The sequence below is a fragment of the Synechococcus sp. JA-2-3B'a(2-13) genome, assembly GCF_000013225.1.
In the GTDB taxonomy this organism is placed as follows: Bacteria; Cyanobacteriota; Cyanobacteriia; order Thermostichales; family Thermostichaceae; genus Thermostichus.
Map to the genome: position 1 here is coordinate 764,346 of NC_007776.1, position 15,375 is coordinate 779,720.

At 58.9% G+C, this 15,375-nt stretch carries 18 protein-coding genes; 7 read left to right on the forward strand and 11 right to left on the reverse strand.

Annotation, left to right across the window (positions count from 1 at the left end):
- Positions 1 to 115: 115 nt before the first annotated feature.
- The 9 genes from CYB_RS03510 to CYB_RS03550 form a co-directional block, all read right to left on the reverse strand.
- On the reverse strand, positions 116 to 1,588 hold the full coding sequence (locus CYB_RS03510; RefSeq protein WP_011432381.1) for a cellulose synthase: 1,473 nt from the start codon (positions 1,586 to 1,588) through the stop codon (positions 116 to 118).
- 244 nt (positions 1,589 to 1,832) lie between these two features.
- On the reverse strand, positions 1,833 to 2,102 hold the full coding sequence (gene rpmA / locus CYB_RS03515; RefSeq protein ID WP_011432382.1) for a 50S ribosomal protein L27: 270 nt from the start codon (positions 2,100 to 2,102) through the stop codon (positions 1,833 to 1,835).
- A gap of 76 nt (positions 2,103 to 2,178) precedes the next feature.
- Positions 2,179 to 2,604, reverse strand: coding sequence for a 50S ribosomal protein L21 (rplU, locus tag CYB_RS03520; RefSeq protein ID WP_011432383.1), 426 nt, complete (start codon positions 2,602 to 2,604; stop codon positions 2,179 to 2,181).
- Between the two features lie 286 nt (positions 2,605 to 2,890).
- A complete protein-coding gene (locus CYB_RS03525; protein WP_011432384.1) occupies positions 2,891 to 3,649 on the reverse strand; it encodes a photosystem reaction center subunit H in 759 nt (252 codons plus the stop codon).
- Between the two features lie 36 nt (positions 3,650 to 3,685).
- Positions 3,686 to 3,967 carry a chaperone modulator CbpM gene (locus CYB_RS03530; RefSeq protein WP_011432385.1) on the reverse strand — a complete coding sequence of 94 codons (282 nt, stop codon included), beginning with the start codon at positions 3,965 to 3,967 and terminating at the stop codon, positions 3,686 to 3,688.
- Positions 3,964 to 4,899: a DnaJ C-terminal domain-containing protein gene (locus tag CYB_RS03535; RefSeq protein ID WP_011432386.1), complete on the reverse strand. Its 936-nt coding sequence runs from the start codon at positions 4,897 to 4,899 to the stop codon at positions 3,964 to 3,966. Before CYB_RS03535 ends, CYB_RS03530 begins: the two co-directional genes overlap by 4 nt.
- A 156-nt stretch (positions 4,900 to 5,055) precedes the next feature.
- Positions 5,056 to 5,817 (reverse strand): ChaB family protein, encoded by a 762-nt coding sequence (locus CYB_RS03540; protein ID WP_011432387.1) that lies wholly within the window; start codon positions 5,815 to 5,817, stop codon positions 5,056 to 5,058.
- 258 nt (positions 5,818 to 6,075) lie between these two features.
- Positions 6,076 to 6,930 carry a M28 family peptidase gene (locus tag CYB_RS03545; RefSeq protein ID WP_011432388.1) on the reverse strand — a complete coding sequence of 285 codons (855 nt, stop codon included), beginning with the start codon at positions 6,928 to 6,930 and terminating at the stop codon, positions 6,076 to 6,078.
- Positions 6,927 to 7,709, reverse strand: coding sequence for an HAD family hydrolase (locus CYB_RS03550; protein ID WP_011432389.1), 783 nt, complete (start codon positions 7,707 to 7,709; stop codon positions 6,927 to 6,929). Before CYB_RS03550 ends, CYB_RS03545 begins: the two co-directional genes overlap by 4 nt.
- Positions 7,710 to 7,834: 125 nt before the next feature.
- On the opposite strand from CYB_RS03550, the gene lpdA reads away from it, so the two are divergent.
- The 5 genes from lpdA (at position 7,835) to CYB_RS03575 (ending at position 12,499) form a co-directional block, all read left to right on the forward strand.
- Entirely contained in the window at positions 7,835 to 9,217 is a 1,383-nt protein-coding gene (lpdA, locus tag CYB_RS03555) for a dihydrolipoyl dehydrogenase (RefSeq protein ID WP_011432390.1), read from the forward strand.
- 81 nt (positions 9,218 to 9,298) lie between these two features.
- Positions 9,299 to 10,594: a class I SAM-dependent methyltransferase gene (locus CYB_RS03560; protein WP_238376885.1), complete on the forward strand. Its 1,296-nt coding sequence runs from the start codon at positions 9,299 to 9,301 to the stop codon at positions 10,592 to 10,594.
- Positions 10,595 to 10,827: 233 nt separating this feature from the next.
- Positions 10,828 to 10,965, forward strand: a complete 138-nt coding sequence (locus tag CYB_RS15125) for a hypothetical protein (protein WP_011432392.1) — start codon at positions 10,828 to 10,830, stop codon at positions 10,963 to 10,965.
- Between the two features lie 85 nt (positions 10,966 to 11,050).
- Positions 11,051 to 12,136, forward strand: coding sequence for an A/G-specific adenine glycosylase (gene mutY / locus CYB_RS03570; protein ID WP_041437147.1), 1,086 nt, complete (start codon positions 11,051 to 11,053; stop codon positions 12,134 to 12,136).
- 87 nt (positions 12,137 to 12,223) lie between these two features.
- The gene (locus tag CYB_RS03575) at positions 12,224 to 12,499 is read left to right on the forward strand and encodes a hypothetical protein (protein WP_011432394.1); all 276 of its coding nucleotides are present in this window, start codon (positions 12,224 to 12,226) and stop codon (positions 12,497 to 12,499) included.
- A 63-nt stretch (positions 12,500 to 12,562) separates the two neighbouring features.
- Here CYB_RS03575 and CYB_RS03580 read toward each other — a convergent pair whose 3' ends face one another.
- Positions 12,563 to 12,895 (reverse strand): hypothetical protein, encoded by a 333-nt coding sequence (locus CYB_RS03580; RefSeq protein WP_011432395.1) that lies wholly within the window; start codon positions 12,893 to 12,895, stop codon positions 12,563 to 12,565.
- Positions 12,896 to 13,048: 153 nt separating this feature from the next.
- Between CYB_RS03580 and rnc the strand changes: the two genes are divergently transcribed.
- Positions 13,049 to 13,771, forward strand: coding sequence for a ribonuclease III (gene rnc / locus CYB_RS03585; RefSeq protein ID WP_011432396.1), 723 nt, complete (start codon positions 13,049 to 13,051; stop codon positions 13,769 to 13,771).
- Positions 13,768 to 13,995: a hypothetical protein gene (locus CYB_RS03590; protein ID WP_011432397.1), complete on the forward strand. Its 228-nt coding sequence runs from the start codon at positions 13,768 to 13,770 to the stop codon at positions 13,993 to 13,995. Before rnc ends, CYB_RS03590 begins: the two co-directional genes overlap by 4 nt.
- 71 nt (positions 13,996 to 14,066) lie before the next feature.
- Here CYB_RS03590 and CYB_RS03595 read toward each other — a convergent pair whose 3' ends face one another.
- Positions 14,067 to 15,320 (reverse strand): AI-2E family transporter, encoded by a 1,254-nt coding sequence (locus CYB_RS03595; protein ID WP_011432398.1) that lies wholly within the window; start codon positions 15,318 to 15,320, stop codon positions 14,067 to 14,069.
- Positions 15,321 to 15,375 lie beyond the last annotated feature (55 nt).

The following is a 15,375-nucleotide window of genomic DNA, read 5'->3' on the forward strand; positions in this document are numbered from 1 at the left end:
CTCACAGCATAGCGTTTGCCCACCATCTGCCGCGGCAGCCTGCCATTTCATCCATGCAGCAGCTGAATGGATGTGGGGATTTGGTTTTGCGATGAACTTGTCTTGGCTTGGCAGCCTATGGGTCGGCGCTCTCTTCTGTCGCCGCAGCGGCGCTGCTGCTGGGAAAAGCAAAGCCGGCAAAATCGTGATCGTCGGGGCGCACCGTCAGGATCATCAGGTTGTAGAAGGCCCAGACCAAGCCAAACAGCAGCTCAGGCCAAGAGGGATCCCAACTGCCGGCAGAACGCAGGGATCCCACCCCCATAGCCAGAAAAGTCAGCACAATAGCCAGAGCCTGAGGCCCCAAGGAGAGCTGGGAAGGCTGTTCGGGATAGGGGGGCACTCCCTGCAGACTTTGCACCAGCGCCTGGATGGACTGAAAAAACTGGCTGCCCGTCTGCCGTTCCGACTGCCAAGCTGCCCCCCACAAATGCGGGGGAAAGGCCAAGAGCCAACTGATGCGCCCCAGGAGAGCATAAGGCAAAAACCACGCGAAGAAGACCCGGTCAAAGGCCGGCACCGGCATCCACCCTGTGCAGAGAAAGACCATCGGCACCGCCAAGTAGACCAGCTCCGCCATCCCACCGGCAGCCCAGAGGGCCAGCCACAGGTATTGAAAGCGCTGCTGCTGCGTGGTCGGCTTGCCCCAAAAGGGGTTTTCCCTCAAGGCCGAAAACAAAGCCAGCAAAGCAACGCGGCGGTTGCGCAAGGGCAACAAAACACCCGTAACCTGGGTTTGGCGAACCAATTGAGACTGCCAGCCGCGGCAGTGCATCTGACACCCCAACTGCACAGGGCGGCGAATGTCGATCTGCGGGATCCCTTCCAAGGCTGCCCGCCGGATGAGACAGCCAGAACCCAACAGGGGTGCCGCCTGATACCCTTCGGATCCCACCGCCAAGAGCTGCTGCAGTGGGTGAACGGCTCTGGGCTGGCCTAGGGTGCGCAGCATTGCCTGCACAAAGCCAGTTCGGTTGACAATTGGAGCCCGCTCCGGCGAGTCGTAAAAGTGGGGCAAGGTCTGCCACAGGAAGTCCCGCTCGAGAAAATGGCCCGGCTGTACTAGGAGGAGATACTCCCCTTGGATATGAGGGGATCCCATCGCGTAAGCCAGGGGGTCGGCTGTGGGGCTAGGGCAGGCCCAGTATTCGCAGGGAATGGCCCGGGCCGCCTTGGCCATCTCCTCATCTTCTACCCGATCCACAATGTGGACAAACAACCGCTCCCACGGGTAGTCGAGGTGCAGAGCCGAGAGCACCGTCTGCCGGGTTGCCTCCAGAGAATCCCACTGGCGCAGCACCAGTACATCCACCCGCGGCAATTGGAAAAACGACCGCCGCAGGACCTCTGGGGATGGGATCGTCTCTCTCGGCACTTGGGGATAGCGGCTGAGGGTAAAGCCCACCGCCGCCAGCCAAACAAACAGCTCTGCCCCCCAAAACAAAAGGGATCCCAAATCCATCAACCCGGCTGTCAGTCGCCAGTAGAGGTACATCACCCCGGCAATGAGGTGAAGCAACCCTGCCCAGCGAAACAAATACACCCGCATCAGCTTTCTGTCTTCCGTGCTTTTGCCATTTTCGCCCCTAAGTGGTCAGGGATCCCTAGCTCCTCTTCTCTTCCGGCTGGCCCCAATCCTCAAGAACGAAAAAAGTTCAGGAATCAGCAACAGCAAAACCTTGTCTGCTCCGGAGCAGACAGTTTTCAGCCCGGCAAGCAGCTTGGTCGACAGAAGCGAGAATCTTCTCTTGGGGAAGAAACTCTCCCAGGCAGTTTCAAAGCTGGGCCTTTCCCTACTGGGCAGCCACCTCAGCTGGGTAGACACTCACCTTTTGCCGCCACTTGCCATAGCGCTCAAAAGTCACAATGCCGGTGACCACAGAATACAAGGTGTCGTCGCCGCCGATGCGCACGTTCACCCCTGGGTGAAACTTGGTGCCCCGCTGCCTGACCAGAATGTGGCCGGGATGCACCAGCTCGCCCCCATAGCGCTTCACCCCCAGCCGCTTGGCATTGGAATCTCGACCGTTGCGAGTGCTGCCCGTTCCCTTCTTATGAGCCATAACGCCTCCTATGCAACTGCGTGATCAACAGAAACGAGATAAAAAAATCGGGATTCAGGACACCTGAGTTCAGAGTTTATTCCTCATCCGCAGGGATCCCTGTCGCCGCTGCCGAAGGGGCTGCCTCTGGGTTAGACTCTGGAGCCGCTTCCGTACGGGATGGTGCCGTGGCTAGGGGCACCCCATTGAGTTCAATAGACTCGATCAGCAAACGGGTCAGCGGTTGCCGATGACCCCTCTTTTTGCGGGTCTTTTTCTTTGGCCTCATCTTGTAGACGATGATTTTATCGCCGCGCCGATGCTGTAAAACCCGTGCCCTGACAACCGCCTCTGAAACGTAGGGATGCCCCAACGTGATTTGTCCCTCGTGGTTGATCAACAGCACACGAGACAAATCGAAGGGGCTGTTCTCCTCCACTTCCGCCAGGCGATCGACCTCGTAAAAACGCCCCGGCTCCACCCAAAGCTGCTTGCCGCCGGTCTCCACAATTGCGTAAGTCATCCTTCTCCTCTGCCGTACAGGTGCCCTGCGGGGGTCTTGAAACCTGATCCGAGCATTGACAGCGATCTTAGATCGTAGCCGAAAAAGCCGCCGTCCGTCAGCTGGGTTTGGTCGAGGACTGGCTTGCAACAGTTCCGGTCGAGCAGTGGGACGGACTCCCCAAGCACCTCATGCTGTTGCCCCCCAGCCCCTTTCCCAGAGGAAGAGGGGAGTTGGGAAGCAGTTGGGAAGCAAATGTGCAGCATCTGAGGCGACCGCAGGCCAGAGGTTGCAGAGTCATTCTTTGCTATTCGGTCAGCTTCTCCCAAGCAGCCTGAAGGGCAGCCTGCATGCGCTGAGCGGCGCGGCTGAGGCGATGTTGCCAGGTTTCCCACTTGTGTTGCAGAAACTCTGCCGCCTCGTCCAGTAGGGAGAGATCGAACTTGCCCCCTTTGGCCAGCTCGTCCCGCACCTGCTTCACCTTAACGCGCACCACCTCCGGCGGATCCTGTGGGCCAACCAACGCCTTGAGGCGATCCCCCATGCGCTGGATAAGCTGTTTCACCTGCCGAGATTTTTCGCTCCAAAAGTTCTTTAAGCCTTCCGCTTCCGATTTCAGCCGTTGCGGAGCATCCTCCTTAACCACCACCGCGTCCACATCAATGGCTTCCACGTCCTCAGGCAGGAGAACAGCCCGCCCCCCCCAAGGCTCGGCAATGCTGCCACCCAGAATATAAGCGGCAATCGCTCCAGTCTCCCAGTCAAAGAGAAAATCCTCAATCCAGCCGACCTCTCGATTCCCAATGCGCACTGTGCGACGGTAAAGAGAGCTGATGGGGGTTAGGGGGGTAGCAAAAACGGTAGAGTAGGTCAGCAGCGCGTCTGGCCCGATGAGAGAAATCTGCTCCAGGGGGGTGTACCCCTGCTGGCTGGTGAAGTAGCATACCCGCCCTGTTGGGTCAACCCAGATTTCTTCTACGGTACCCAATGCGGTAGCAGTGCTGCCATCGAGGGCCAGCAGGCCCACCACTTGGCTACGTCGGATGATCTGTTCCATAGAGTTCATCGAAGTTTATCTCCTTGATGGGTTAGCTGGGCAGCCTCAAAATCCGCGGTAGTGGCGCAGTTGCCCCCTGAGCCGGGCAATTTCCTGAGCCATGTCCAAGACCATCGCTGCCCCCGTCCAGTTAAGCCCCAAGTCTCGGTGTAGGCGGCTCATTTGCAACAACCGCCTGAGCTGTTGGGGGGTCAGGTAGCTGCTCTCGGCCTCCACTAAGCCTTGGGCCAGCAGCCATTCCAGCAGGTGGGGAGGGATCCCCAGCAGTTCCGTGGCCTGCTCGAAGGTATAGAGCCGTTCTTCTACCCGCACAATGGCCAAACTCATAGACTCACCTCCTGCAAGTGGGCGCGGGGATCCCAGCTACGGCTTTGCCGCAGCTTTTCGTAGAGATCCCGTTCGGTCTGGGAAAGGGATTTGGGTGCCACCACCTTCAGCCGCACCAGCAGGTCGCTCCGCTGGCCTTGGGGATCCCGCCAGCCTTGGCCGCGCAGCCGCAGGGTTTGGCCGCTGTCTACCCCGGCAGGGATCCTCAGTTGCACGCGACCCGTAGGGGTGGGAACTTCCGCCGTCCCTCCCAAAGCCGCCTCGTCAGGAGTAATGGGCAGCTCGCAGAGCAGGTTGTCTCCGTCAAAGCGGAAGAAGGGATGGGGGGGCAGCTCCAAAGTGAGGTAGAGATCCCCTCTTGGCCCGCCAAAGGGGCTGACCTGGCCTTTGCCCTTGACGCGGATGCGACTGCCCGGCTTAGCGCCGGGGGGAATGCGGATGGTTAGCGTTTCTCCATCTAGGTTCAGCCGTTTCTGGGTGCCGTGGAAAGCTTCTGCCCAGCTGAGACCCAGAGTGCCCTCCACATCCTGCCCCGGCAAATCCACCGAAACAAACGGCCCAAAGCCGCCGGCGAAGCCCTGGAACCCGCTGCGGCGGGATCCCATACGGCCCAGCAGCTCGTTGATAAACTCCTCGAAGCTGGCGTATTGGGCGAAGCCCTCCATGCCCGGCATTCCAGCAGCAGAACCAGTACCCACCCGCTGCCAGTACTGCCCAAACTGGTCGTAGCGCCGCCGCTTTTCCGGATCAGAGAGCACCTCGTAGGCTTCGTTGATCTCCTTAAAGCGTTCCTCTGCTGCCTTGTTGCCGGGGTTCACGTCGGGGTGATACTGGCGGGCCAGCTTGCGATAGACGCGCTTGATTTCCTCGGCAGAGGCATCTCTGCTGACGCCCAGGATCTTGTAATAATCCTTGAAGTCACTCGCAGCCATAGGCTCACCCCTGCAAGGTTAGGTTAGAGTTTTTCGGGCTATTCTCAGGATATAAGGTTGCAGCTAAAAAAAAATTGGAGCAGACCCAGAACACGTACAGGCAGAGCGGCGAGATGGCGCTTTACTGTGCTCTCGCTACTTCGGAAACTTTTTGGGCTAGGGCTTGCGTTTGGAGAAGATCCCTTTCTCATCTCGTGTGAAAATTTGCTTGACCTTTTCCCAAGCTTTGAGGAGTGCATGGGTAGAGTTATTGCTCTCTTGTTTGGCTTGGTTGTAGGCTTCCACAAAGGTTTGCTGCGCTTCTTCCGAGAGGTCAGCGCGGATTTCCGGCGAGATGCTCTCTGGGGTTAAGTCTCCCTCTGGCTCACCGGGCAAGTTCAAGTCGGCAATGGAAACTTCCTCTCCGCCAGCACTCTGCAGCAGCCAGTAAATTTCGCCCGACTTCTCTTCCGGTACTTGCACCACCAACAAGAACTCGCCCGCCTGTACCCGGGTTTGGTAGATGGCGGCTTTCTCCTGCGGCATACCCAAGGCAATCAGGGCGGATCCCAGGCCCGCTCCCAGTGCTCCGTACAAAGCGCCGCCCGTTGCCCCCAACAAAGCGGCTCCCAGAGGCCCAGCGGCCACCACTGCCCCCAAAAAGGGAATGAACAGCACCCCCACGCCAGTGAGCAGCCCCAGCAGGGATCCGAACAGGGATCCATAGATGGCCCCATTGGTCAGACCGTCCAGAACCACCTCTTTGCGGGTGATAAACCCGGTAATTTTGGCTTCGGTTTGAAAGTTGCGGCCAATAATGGAGATGCGATCGTTGGGAATGCCACGGTTCAAAAGCCGCTGGATACACTCTTGCAGCTTGCCCTCTTCTTTGAAAGCGGCGGAAGCACACTTTTTGGGAGCTTGGGCAAAAGCGCTCATACGCAATCTCCTGCTGAGTTTTACAGTGCCAAGGCAGGTTTTTTAACCTTTTCCCTGCTACTACTCTCGTCTTACTACTCTCGTCTATTGTCTCCCCTCTTCAGCAAAGGACTCGGTCGCAGAATCGCGAACCCCCTGGAGAAATCCCTGTACTGAGGATGCCAATTCCATCCTTACCCCTGGCCTCCTTCCAGGAGAGGGGAGTTGGGATTCAACGCACGCTACTTGCTGCCGGAACGACTGTGGTGTTTGGAAGAGCTACAGCAAGCGGATCCCGGCCATCAAGCCCTGGCAGACCCCCGTCAGGAAATCTGGATCTAGGGTTTCCAAGGTATCGCTCAGCTTGTGGTAGTGGGGGTTGCGCAAGAAGGCGGTGTCGGTAACCATAACGGCAGGGTAACCCGCATCCCAAAAGGGGGAGTGATCGCTCAGGCGAGTGGCAGGCAGGATTAGGCCCCGCTGCCCGGCCAGCAGCCAGCAACAAGGGATCCCCGCTTTCTGAAAATCATGCTGCAGCTTGAGCAGATCCCCCCAGGTGGGCCAGTTGCCGATGAGACCGATGTAATCTCCCCGGTTGGGGTAGAGCTTCTCAAGGCCGGCGGGATAGTCCTGGGATCCGGGGGTGGGATCCCGGTAGCCCAGCATTTCCAAAGACAGCATCAGCCGTAGGGATTGCCTCTGACGTTGAAGAAACTGGGCGTAAGCCCCACTGCCCACCATCCCCCGCTCCTCCAGGTCAAAAGCCACCAGCCACAGCGGAGAAGAAGCCGGCTCGGCAGCAAAATGGCGGGCCAATTCCAGCAACACCGCTATGCCGCTGGCGTTGTCGTCTGCTCCAGGGGTTGCCGGAGCGGCGTCGAAGTGGGCCCCAATGAGAATGGGCGGGCGACCAGAACGGGATCCCGGCAATTTCAAGATCCAGTTGCGGTGCAGGCGGCCACCGGCCTCAAAGGGGAAGGACTCTAGGGATCCCCACTTAGAAAGCTGCTCTTGGATGTAGCGCTCCACCTGCTGATGGCCCAAGGGCGACCAGTCGGGATCCCGGGGCTGGGCCACTTGCTGCAGATGAGCCTCTAGGCGCTGCCGCAGGTCTTGGAGATCTGACGCCATCATGAGCTTCCCACTCCAGACCGGGCAACTTGAGCATGGATCTGTCGGGCCAACTCCAGGGTGAAGTAGCGGTGGGATCCCACCGTTCCCGCCAACACCCGAAAGGGATTCTCAGGATCCCCTAGGTGATCCAACACCAAAGCTGCCCCGGAAAAATCCTGATCCCGGGTATAGTCGTTTACCGTCACCACAGTGGGGACCCCCGCTTGTTGGGCCGAGCGCAGCCCATTCTCCGAGTCTTCAAAGGCCAGGCAGGCCTGGGGGGGCAGCCCCATTCGCTCCAGAACATAGTGGTAAATATCGGGAGCAGGCTTTTTGGCGGGGACCACATCTCCGGCAGCGATCACTTCAAACCAGCTTAGGCTCTCCGGCAGTGTGTGCTCCAAAAGGGCTGTTACATTTTCCGGCGTGGTGGTGGTGGCAATGGCCAAGCGGATCCCAGCAGCTCTGGCCTCCTGCAGGAGGCGCTTCACCCCTGGGCGGAGTGGGATCCCCCCTTGGGCCAATAGGGCAGTGTAGTGGCGGGTTTTGGCCTGGTGCAGCCGGGCAATGAGGGCATTTAAATCTTCACCAGGGGGTAGCGGCGGCTGGCAGGTTGCAACGAAATGGCGAATGCGCTCTTTACCCCCCGTAATGGCCAGGAGTTGGCCGTAGAGCTCCACCGACCAGTGCCAGTCCAGCCCTGCCTCGGCAAAGGCGGCGTTGAAGGCCACGCGATGGCCATCCCGCTCCGTGTCCGCCAGCGTGCCGTCCACATCGAAAATCAAAGCTTGCAGTTCCATGCGTACCCCCGCTCCCCCCCAGCTACAAGCGACCCTATGCTACCCCATGGTTTGGGTGCTCTCAGCCTGGTTTCTGGGAAGGCCGACAAGATGAGAGAATGAAGCACCGGTTATCCAATCTCGCCATGAGCTTCGATTTTGACTTGATCATCATCGGTGCCGGCGTCGGCGGTCACGGCGCTGCTTTGCATGCTGTCGAATCCGGCCTGAAAACCGCCATCGTCGAAGGTGCAGAAATGGGCGGCACCTGCATCAACCGCGGCTGCATCCCCTCCAAGGCTCTGCTGGCCGCCTCAGGACGCCTGCGGGAACTGCAACATAGCTCTGGGCTGGGCATCCAAGTGGGATCCCTTCAGGTGAACCGAGAGGCTATTGCCAATCATGCTGCCCAAGTGGTGGAGAAGATCCGCGCCGACATGACTCGCTCGCTGGAGAAGCTGGGGGTAACAATCCTGAGAGGGCGAGGCAAGTTGGTGGCACCCCAGCAGGTGGAAGTCCAGGAAGAGAAGGGATCCCACACCTACACGGCACAGGATGTCATTCTCGCGACGGGCTCCCGCCCCTTTGTGCCCCCCGGCATCGAGGTGGATGGGCGGACGGTGTTTACCAGCGACGAGGCGGTGCGGCTGGAGTGGATCCCGGAGCGGCTGGCCATTATCGGCAGCGGCTACATCGGCCAGGAGTTTGCCGACATCTACACCGCCCTGGGATCCCAGGTAATCCTCATCGAAGCCCTAGAGACCCTGATGCCGGCTTTCGACCCAGACATTGCCCGCCTGGCCCAGCGAGTGCTGATCAAGCCCCGCTCCATTCAAACCTTTGTGGGCGTGCTGGCTCGGCAGGTGATCCCCGGCCAGCCGGTGACCATTCACCTGTCCAACGGGGAGACGCTGCAAGTAGATGGCTGCCTGGTGGCTGCCGGTCGGATCCCGGTCTCAGAGGGGCTGGGCTTGGCCGAGTTGGGCATCGACACCGGCAAACGGGGGTTTATTCCTGTCGATAGCCGCATGGCCACCGATTTGCCTCACCTCTGGGCTATTGGGGATGTGACCGGCAAAATGATGTTGGCTCACGCGGCGGCAGCCCAGGGGAGAGTGGCCGTGGAAAACATCTGTGGCCGTACCGCCTACATGGACTACCTCAGCATCCCGGCAGCGGTGTTCACTCACCCGGAAATGGGTTTTGTAGGGCTGACCGAGCCTCAGGCCAAGGAAGAAGGCTACAGCGTGGGCACAGTGCGAACCTACTTTGGCGGCAACTCCAAGGCCATTGCTTCGGGAGAGACAGAGGGCATGGTCAAGCTGGTCTTTGACAAGAGCACCGGCCTACTGCTGGGATCCCATATCTTCGGGCCCCATGCGGCGGATTTGATCCACGAGGCGGCTCAGGCCATTGCTCGCCGGGCCACGGTGCGAGAACTGGCCGGCTTGGTGCACGTTCACCCCACCTTGGCAGAGACGCTGGAGGAAGCCTACAAGCGGGCAACTCACGCTCTGGCAGGGGCTTAGCAACGGTTGGGAAGATCTCCCCGCTCAAAACCTCAAGAAAACCGTAGGATGGGGGGGAACGCGTGGGAGGAAGTGCTTTTGGTGAGCGAAGCCGAGATTACCCGGGCGGTGCAGGCCCAGTACGAGACGTTCCCCTACCCTCCTATTCCTTACGACCGGCCCTTTGAGGGCTTCTCCAGTCTGGGCAGCTATACCTTGGCGCAGTACGCCCGCACCCGTAGGCTGCAAGAGCCCACAGGATCCAGGTTTTTGGTGGCCGGGTGTGGCACCGGCTGGGAAGTGCATGGCATTGCCGCCAGCAACCCCGGCTATGGTTCGGTGGTCGGGATCGACATCAGCCGCCCGGCCCTAGAGATTGCCCAAAAGCGAATTAAGCACCACGGCCTACGCAACTGCTCCGTGCAGTACGGGGATCTGCTGGATCCCTCTACTTGGCCCGAAGGCAGCTTCGACATGATCAGCTCCTACGGCGTGATTCACCACACTGCAGATCCGGTGAAGGCTTTGAGCAATCTGGCATCGCGGTTGGCTCCCGATGGGGTGATGGCGCTGATGCTCTACAACCGTTCAGGCCGTTGGCATCTGTACCGCATTCGGCGAGCCTTGGAGTTGTTGGGCATCACCCCACCTGCAACCCCAGAAAAGATCGAATTTGTGCGGCAACTGCTGAAGGGAGCCAGCCCCAATTCCCTTTTGGCCAAGCACGCCAAGGCTCACCAAGAATACTATGGACAAGATGAAAACATTGTCGATAATTTCTTCCATGCCAATGATATTCCTTTCGACATCGGCGAGATTCCCGACTTGCTTGCCCAAGCCGGGCTGGAGTTTATCGATGTAGCCCCCTACTTGGACTATTGGAATGCCAGGCCGTTGATTGCCGCCACCCACCCGGAGTTCCATCGCCGCTACGAGGCCCTTGCTCGCATCGACCAACTGCGGGTCATGGAGTATCTGGAGCCTCTGTATCACACGCAAAATCTCTTCTGGTGTTGCCATCAAGGGAAAAAGGTGGACCACTGGGATCCCTTTACAGTCGAATTTTTTAAGAGCTCCCGCTGGCAACTCAACCCCTTGTTCGTCCGCTATGGCAGCGTGCGCTACTGGGATCAAAAAATCCCCTTTTCAGATCTGTTGGGCAAGCTGGATCCGGCCCAGATCCTGACCCAGAAGATGGATATTTTCTGGCCCGTCGCCCGCATCCCGGGCAAGATGATGGCCTCTACCCGCTACCAGGTGGTGGAGCTGCTGCTGCCCCTGGCCAATCAAGCCCGTTCTGGCGCTGAGATCCTGGCTGCCCATGAAGAGAGAGCCGACCACCTTCTCAACCTATTTCGACAGTGGGAAGCAGACCGGTTAGTCCTGCGGGTTGCCTAGCTTCTGGTTATTCCAAACAGTCCAAATCACCAGGGTCAAAGTCTGTTCCATGCTAAGGTTGTATCATGCATGACCGAGGACGGTGCTTCTCCCCAGGCATGTTTGCGCCGGCGGTGCGGAGCACCTCTACTGGGACATCTTCGCCACAGCTTTCCCTGTGAATAGAGCTGGCAGATCTGGATCCCGATCAACATCCCTGACAACCCCAACGCCAGAGCTGGTAGGAGGCAAGGATGGCTGACTACAATCGCGGCATTATGAAGTTCAAGGGGGCAGATAGCCCAATTGTCGTTTTGATCTCGGCAGGGATTGTGGCCGGTGTGGTTTCGGCCCTGATCTGGTGGGCTTTGCACTTTGCTTACGCAGCTTGAGTCTCAGCCCATATCAGAAGCCGAGGTCAGTTTTTCCTACATTGCCAGCCTTCCGAGCAAAGGAGGGGAGTGGGACGAGGCTTTCTTGCAACGCTTGCGGCAGTCTCTTCAGCGTTGGTACCGTGAACACGGGCGGGATCTGCCCTGGCGCCGCACCCGGGATCCTTACGCCATTTGGGTTTCGGAAGTGATGTTACAGCAAACCCAGGTGGCAACAGTTATCCCCTACTTTCAGCGCTGGATGCAAACCCTGCCCGGGATCCCAGCATTGGCGGCAGCCCCCCAGCAGCAGGTGCTGAAACTGTGGGAGGGCCTAGGCTACTACCGGCGGGCCCTGAACTTGCACAAAGCTGCCCAAATTTTGATGCGGGAACGGAACGGCGAGTTCCCCAGGGATTTGGAGCAGGTGTTGGCTCTGCCGGGGATCGGGCGCACCACGGCTGGCGGCATTCTCAGCGCTGCCTTCGATCAGCCTTTGCCCATTTTGGATGGCAACGTCAAGCGGGTGCTGGCTCGCTTGGTGGCTTTGCAGCAGCCTCCGTCCCAGTGTCTGCCCCTGTTGTGGCAGCTTTCCCAGCAATTGTTGGATCCTGTGCAGCCGCGGGCTTTTAACCAAGCCCTGATGGATTTGGGGGCTACCGTCTGTCGTCCCAAAAAGCCTCACTGTGGCCGGTGCCCTTGGCAAGCGGATTGCAGCGCCTACAATCGAGGTCAACACCAACAATTGCCTATGTCTGCACCCCGTGCCTCCCGTCCTCACAAGCAAATCGCGGTTGCCATTGTTCTGCGGGGGAAAGAAATCCTTATCGATCGACGACTGGAAAGCTCAATGCTCAGCGGGCTGTGGGAGTTTCCCGGAGGCAAAATCGAGCCGGGAGAAACGGCTGCCGAGTGTGTAGTACGGGAGGTAAAAGAAGAAATCGGCATCGATATCGAGGTGGTCGCGCCGCTAGCCACCGTCGAACATGTCTATACCCATTTCACCGTTACTCTTATTGCTTTTATCTGCCGCTACCTGGGCGGAGAAGCCCAAGCCCTGCAATGTAGTGAGGTGCGCTGGGTCAGCCCGGCGGAGCTGTCGGAATTTCCCTTCCCAGGGGCCAATCAAAAGTTGTTTCCCCACTTGCATGCTTGGCTGGCGGAGCATGGGAACACCTTTGAACACACCTAATCTGCCAAATGGCTTGGGCCCCTCTGGAGCAGTTGCCCCAAGACATTCGATAGGATAGTAGGTGTCCTGCTGCCGTGAGCTACGGATATGCTTGTCACTCTGGAAAAAGCTGGGGAGATTCTGGCTAAGGGATCCCATACAGCCATCACAACCACAGATGGCAAGATCGCGCTGGTGCCCAAGGGAAAAGAAACCCTCAAACTGACGGCCAACGAAGCCATTAACCTAATGTTTTACGTCGTCCGCTCCGCTGAACCGGCAGAGACGGTGATGGCCCAACTGGAGGAGGCAGTTGCCAAAGCTCAAGCCCCCGATCCAGCCGAGGAACGGGCCAGAAAATATCGAGAACTTCGTGGCATCTAAACGGATGGGCACTCGTGCCGGTTGGATCCCTTCGCAAACTGGAGAGAGACCCCAAAACAAAGATTAAAAGCAGGAGGAGCTAAGGGCGACGAACTTTCCATCGGTGGTCCACCCCAGCAACATTGGCTCCTGCGGTTGAATGGCCCGTCCGGTGAGAGCACAGCATTGGGCTTGGTGGGCCGTGGCCGGGAAGCTGGCCCGAATATCCTCAGGACTGAGGGTGGCAGCCCCTTGAGAGTGACGCAGGACATAACTCCAAAGAATTTCCCGTATGAGGGCCTGGTAACCCTGATTTCCGGCCAACGCCTTCAGTCGCTGCTTCAGCTCACGTTCCAGCCGAATGCTGGTCACTTCCATCTGGGTCGTGGGAATGGGGGAATTGGCGCGAATGGGCATGCAGGGATCCTCCCTCGAAAAGCCTATACTACTCCTGTAGCATAGCTGGCTTACCGCCTGAGCGGGGATCCCGGCCTGGGTGAGATGGCTCAGGTCAAAATGGTTGCAAGCTGTGCAGTTCTGACCGCTAAGGCAACGTCAGCACCTGAGTGTATGGTTGAGTTGATCCCGCCCCGTCGCCGTGCCTTGGAGCATTTGCTGGCCCGCCTTGGATTCAGGGATCCGGCTTTGCTGGAACAACTGCGTTGGGATCTGCTGGATCAGGCTCTGATTCACCCTTCTCTGGATGGCCGACGGAACAACGATCGGCTGGAGTTGTTGGGGGATTCTGTCCTGCGAATTTTGGTTACGGAATTCTTGTTTCAGTCCTATCCCCATCTGTCGGTGGGAGAGCTGACCGCGATTCGCTCCGACCTGACCAGCGATGCTTACCTGGCAGAACTGGCGGATCTGCACGGCTTGGATCGCTACCTCGAGGTGGGATCCAGCTCTCAAAACGACTTGGCCGGACGGGGTCGGCGGCTGGCGGATGCTTTCGAGGCTCTGCTTGGGGCTTTTTATCTCAGTTGGGGTATTTACACGCTGCCCAGGCTGCATCCCTGGCTGGATCCCTACTTACACCGACGAGTGGAGCAATGGTTCCAAGACCCCACTCGGCGCAACCCCAAAGCAGCCTTGCAAGAACTGACCCAACGCCTTTGGGGTAGCCTGCCCGAATACCGCCTGGTGGCCGCCCAGGAGCATCCCCCTCATTTCACCATGGAAGTTTGGGGGCAAGGGCGGTGCTGGGGCCGCGGTGAAGGTCGCTCGAAAAAGGCTGCGGAAATGGCCGCCGCTGCTCAAGCCTACGAACACTTGCAGTCGGAGAAGACATGAGAGGCAACCACCGCTACGAGTTGGCCAGTTGGTTGTTTTTGCTGGGGAGCAGCCTGTTTGCGGCGAGCGAGGTGATGACCTTGGGTAGCGACCCCTCTCTGTGGGATCCCGCAGCTCCAACCCTTCTCAATCTCAAGGTTGTCCAAACCCTGCTGGGGATAGGAGCCAGCCTCCTGTTCGTCGTAGGCAGTGCTCTGTTTATCCTCGATGCCCGTCACCGCTGAGATGTGCACCCTACCCAAAACCACAGCAGCCCTTCTCCGAGAGCAACAGAGGCGAATAGATGAGAAGCTTGCTAATAAGGACTTCTTCCGGCTACGGGATCCGCAGGCGAGAGACTTTCTTCCTGTGGCAACTCTTCCGGCTCATTTGAAGAGCCATTCGGACCAGAGGAAAAAGATGGCTCTGGGTTGCTCGCGTCGGCAGAATCCATCCCCGGCAAAGCCAAAGAACCGGCAGCCTCGGTGGCCCGAGCATACAGCCTGGATCGAACCTCTGCCTCCTGCTTGGGCTTCAGATAAAGGTTCTCCAACAGCACCGCCATACCGGCCACCCACGGGGGGGCGATCACCGCCCCAACAATACCCAACAACTGGGTGCCCCCCAGCACCGCCAGCAACTGATACAAGGGCTTCACCCGCACCGAGGATCCCACCAACAGAGGATCCAACACATAGGTTTCCAGGTTTTGAACGGCAACGTATAGGATCAGCACCCACAAAAAAGTCCAGCCCCCCTGAACGATTGCCACCACCAAGGCGGGCAGGGATCCCAGTACCGGCCCAATGAAGGGGATAAGGTTGGTAAACCCAGCGATCACCCCCAGCGCCAGAGCAAACTCCGACAGGCCCAGAAAGCGAAGCGAGACGGTGATCATCACACCCAAAATGGCAGAGACCAGCACCCGCCCCTGGATGTAGCCCCCCATGCGCTGAGCCATCGGGTGTACCTGCTGAGCCAGCCGGTCATTCCAGGGATAAGGAAACAACTCCACCAAGCCCCGCACCAAGTCAGAGCCGCTCACCAGCATGTAGCCGGAAATGAAGAGGGTCAGCACCGTGGTTAGCAGACCGCCCAGCAAACCGCGGGTGAAGTCGAAAGACTGCACCAGCACCCGTTGTCCCGAGCGAACTGCCCAGCTCATCAACGACTGAGGATCGAGCAACTGGTTTAAGTAGTCCAGCGCCGCCGGATCCACCCCCGCCAGATCAGCAATCCAGGTGTCCACCAACAGTTGCAACTGCTCCAGATAGAAAGGCAGCCTCGTCAGCAACCGCTGGGTCTGAGTCGCCACCGTCGGGCCAATAAGCAGAGCCAAGCCGGCAATCCCGGCAATTAAGCTCAAATACACCAGCACAACCCCCAGCCAGCGGGGGATGCGTAATCGCTCGGCCAGATCCACCAGGGGAGCCAGCGCTGCCGCCACCACCACCGCGATCATCACCGTCAGCACCAAGCTGCGCAGTTGCCACAGCAGCAACAACAGCATCCCTGTGGCCACCACCAGGGCTACAGAGGATACGGAGATGGTCAGTTGTCTTCGGCTCATCACTTGGCTGGGTTCTCTTCAGGGGGCGTTCAAGCCCCCCCTAGGTAACAGATGG

Coding starts and splice junctions, on each gene's coding strand:
- CYB_RS03580 (WP_011432395.1), bottom strand. CDS start 12,895: ATGCCCATTCGCGCCAATTCCCCCATTCCCACGACCCAGATGGAAGTG.
- rplU (WP_011432383.1), bottom strand. CDS start 2,604: ATGACTTACGCAATTGTGGAGACCGGCGGCAAGCAGCTTTGGGTGGAG.
- CYB_RS03510 (WP_011432381.1), bottom strand. CDS start 1,588: ATGCGGGTGTATTTGTTTCGCTGGGCAGGGTTGCTTCACCTCATTGCC.
- CYB_RS03590 (WP_011432397.1), top strand. CDS start 13,768: ATGAGAGGCAACCACCGCTACGAGTTGGCCAGTTGGTTGTTTTTGCTG.
- CYB_RS03545 (WP_011432388.1), bottom strand. CDS start 6,930: ATGATGGCGTCAGATCTCCAAGACCTGCGGCAGCGCCTAGAGGCTCAT.
- rpmA (WP_011432382.1), bottom strand. CDS start 2,102: ATGGCTCATAAGAAGGGAACGGGCAGCACTCGCAACGGTCGAGATTCC.
- CYB_RS15125 (WP_011432392.1), top strand. CDS start 10,828: ATGGCTGACTACAATCGCGGCATTATGAAGTTCAAGGGGGCAGATAGC.
- CYB_RS03550 (WP_011432389.1), bottom strand. CDS start 7,709: ATGGAACTGCAAGCTTTGATTTTCGATGTGGACGGCACGCTGGCGGAC.
- CYB_RS03595 (WP_011432398.1), bottom strand. CDS start 15,320: ATGAGCCGAAGACAACTGACCATCTCCGTATCCTCTGTAGCCCTGGTG.
- lpdA (WP_011432390.1), top strand. CDS start 7,835: ATGAGCTTCGATTTTGACTTGATCATCATCGGTGCCGGCGTCGGCGGT.
- CYB_RS03535 (WP_011432386.1), bottom strand. CDS start 4,899: ATGGCTGCGAGTGACTTCAAGGATTATTACAAGATCCTGGGCGTCAGC.
- CYB_RS03530 (WP_011432385.1), bottom strand. CDS start 3,967: ATGAGTTTGGCCATTGTGCGGGTAGAAGAACGGCTCTATACCTTCGAG.
- CYB_RS03525 (WP_011432384.1), bottom strand. CDS start 3,649: ATGAACTCTATGGAACAGATCATCCGACGTAGCCAAGTGGTGGGCCTG.
- CYB_RS03540 (WP_011432387.1), bottom strand. CDS start 5,817: ATGAGCGCTTTTGCCCAAGCTCCCAAAAAGTGTGCTTCCGCCGCTTTC.
- CYB_RS03575 (WP_011432394.1), top strand. CDS start 12,224: ATGCTTGTCACTCTGGAAAAAGCTGGGGAGATTCTGGCTAAGGGATCC.
- rnc (WP_011432396.1), top strand. CDS start 13,049: ATGGTTGAGTTGATCCCGCCCCGTCGCCGTGCCTTGGAGCATTTGCTG.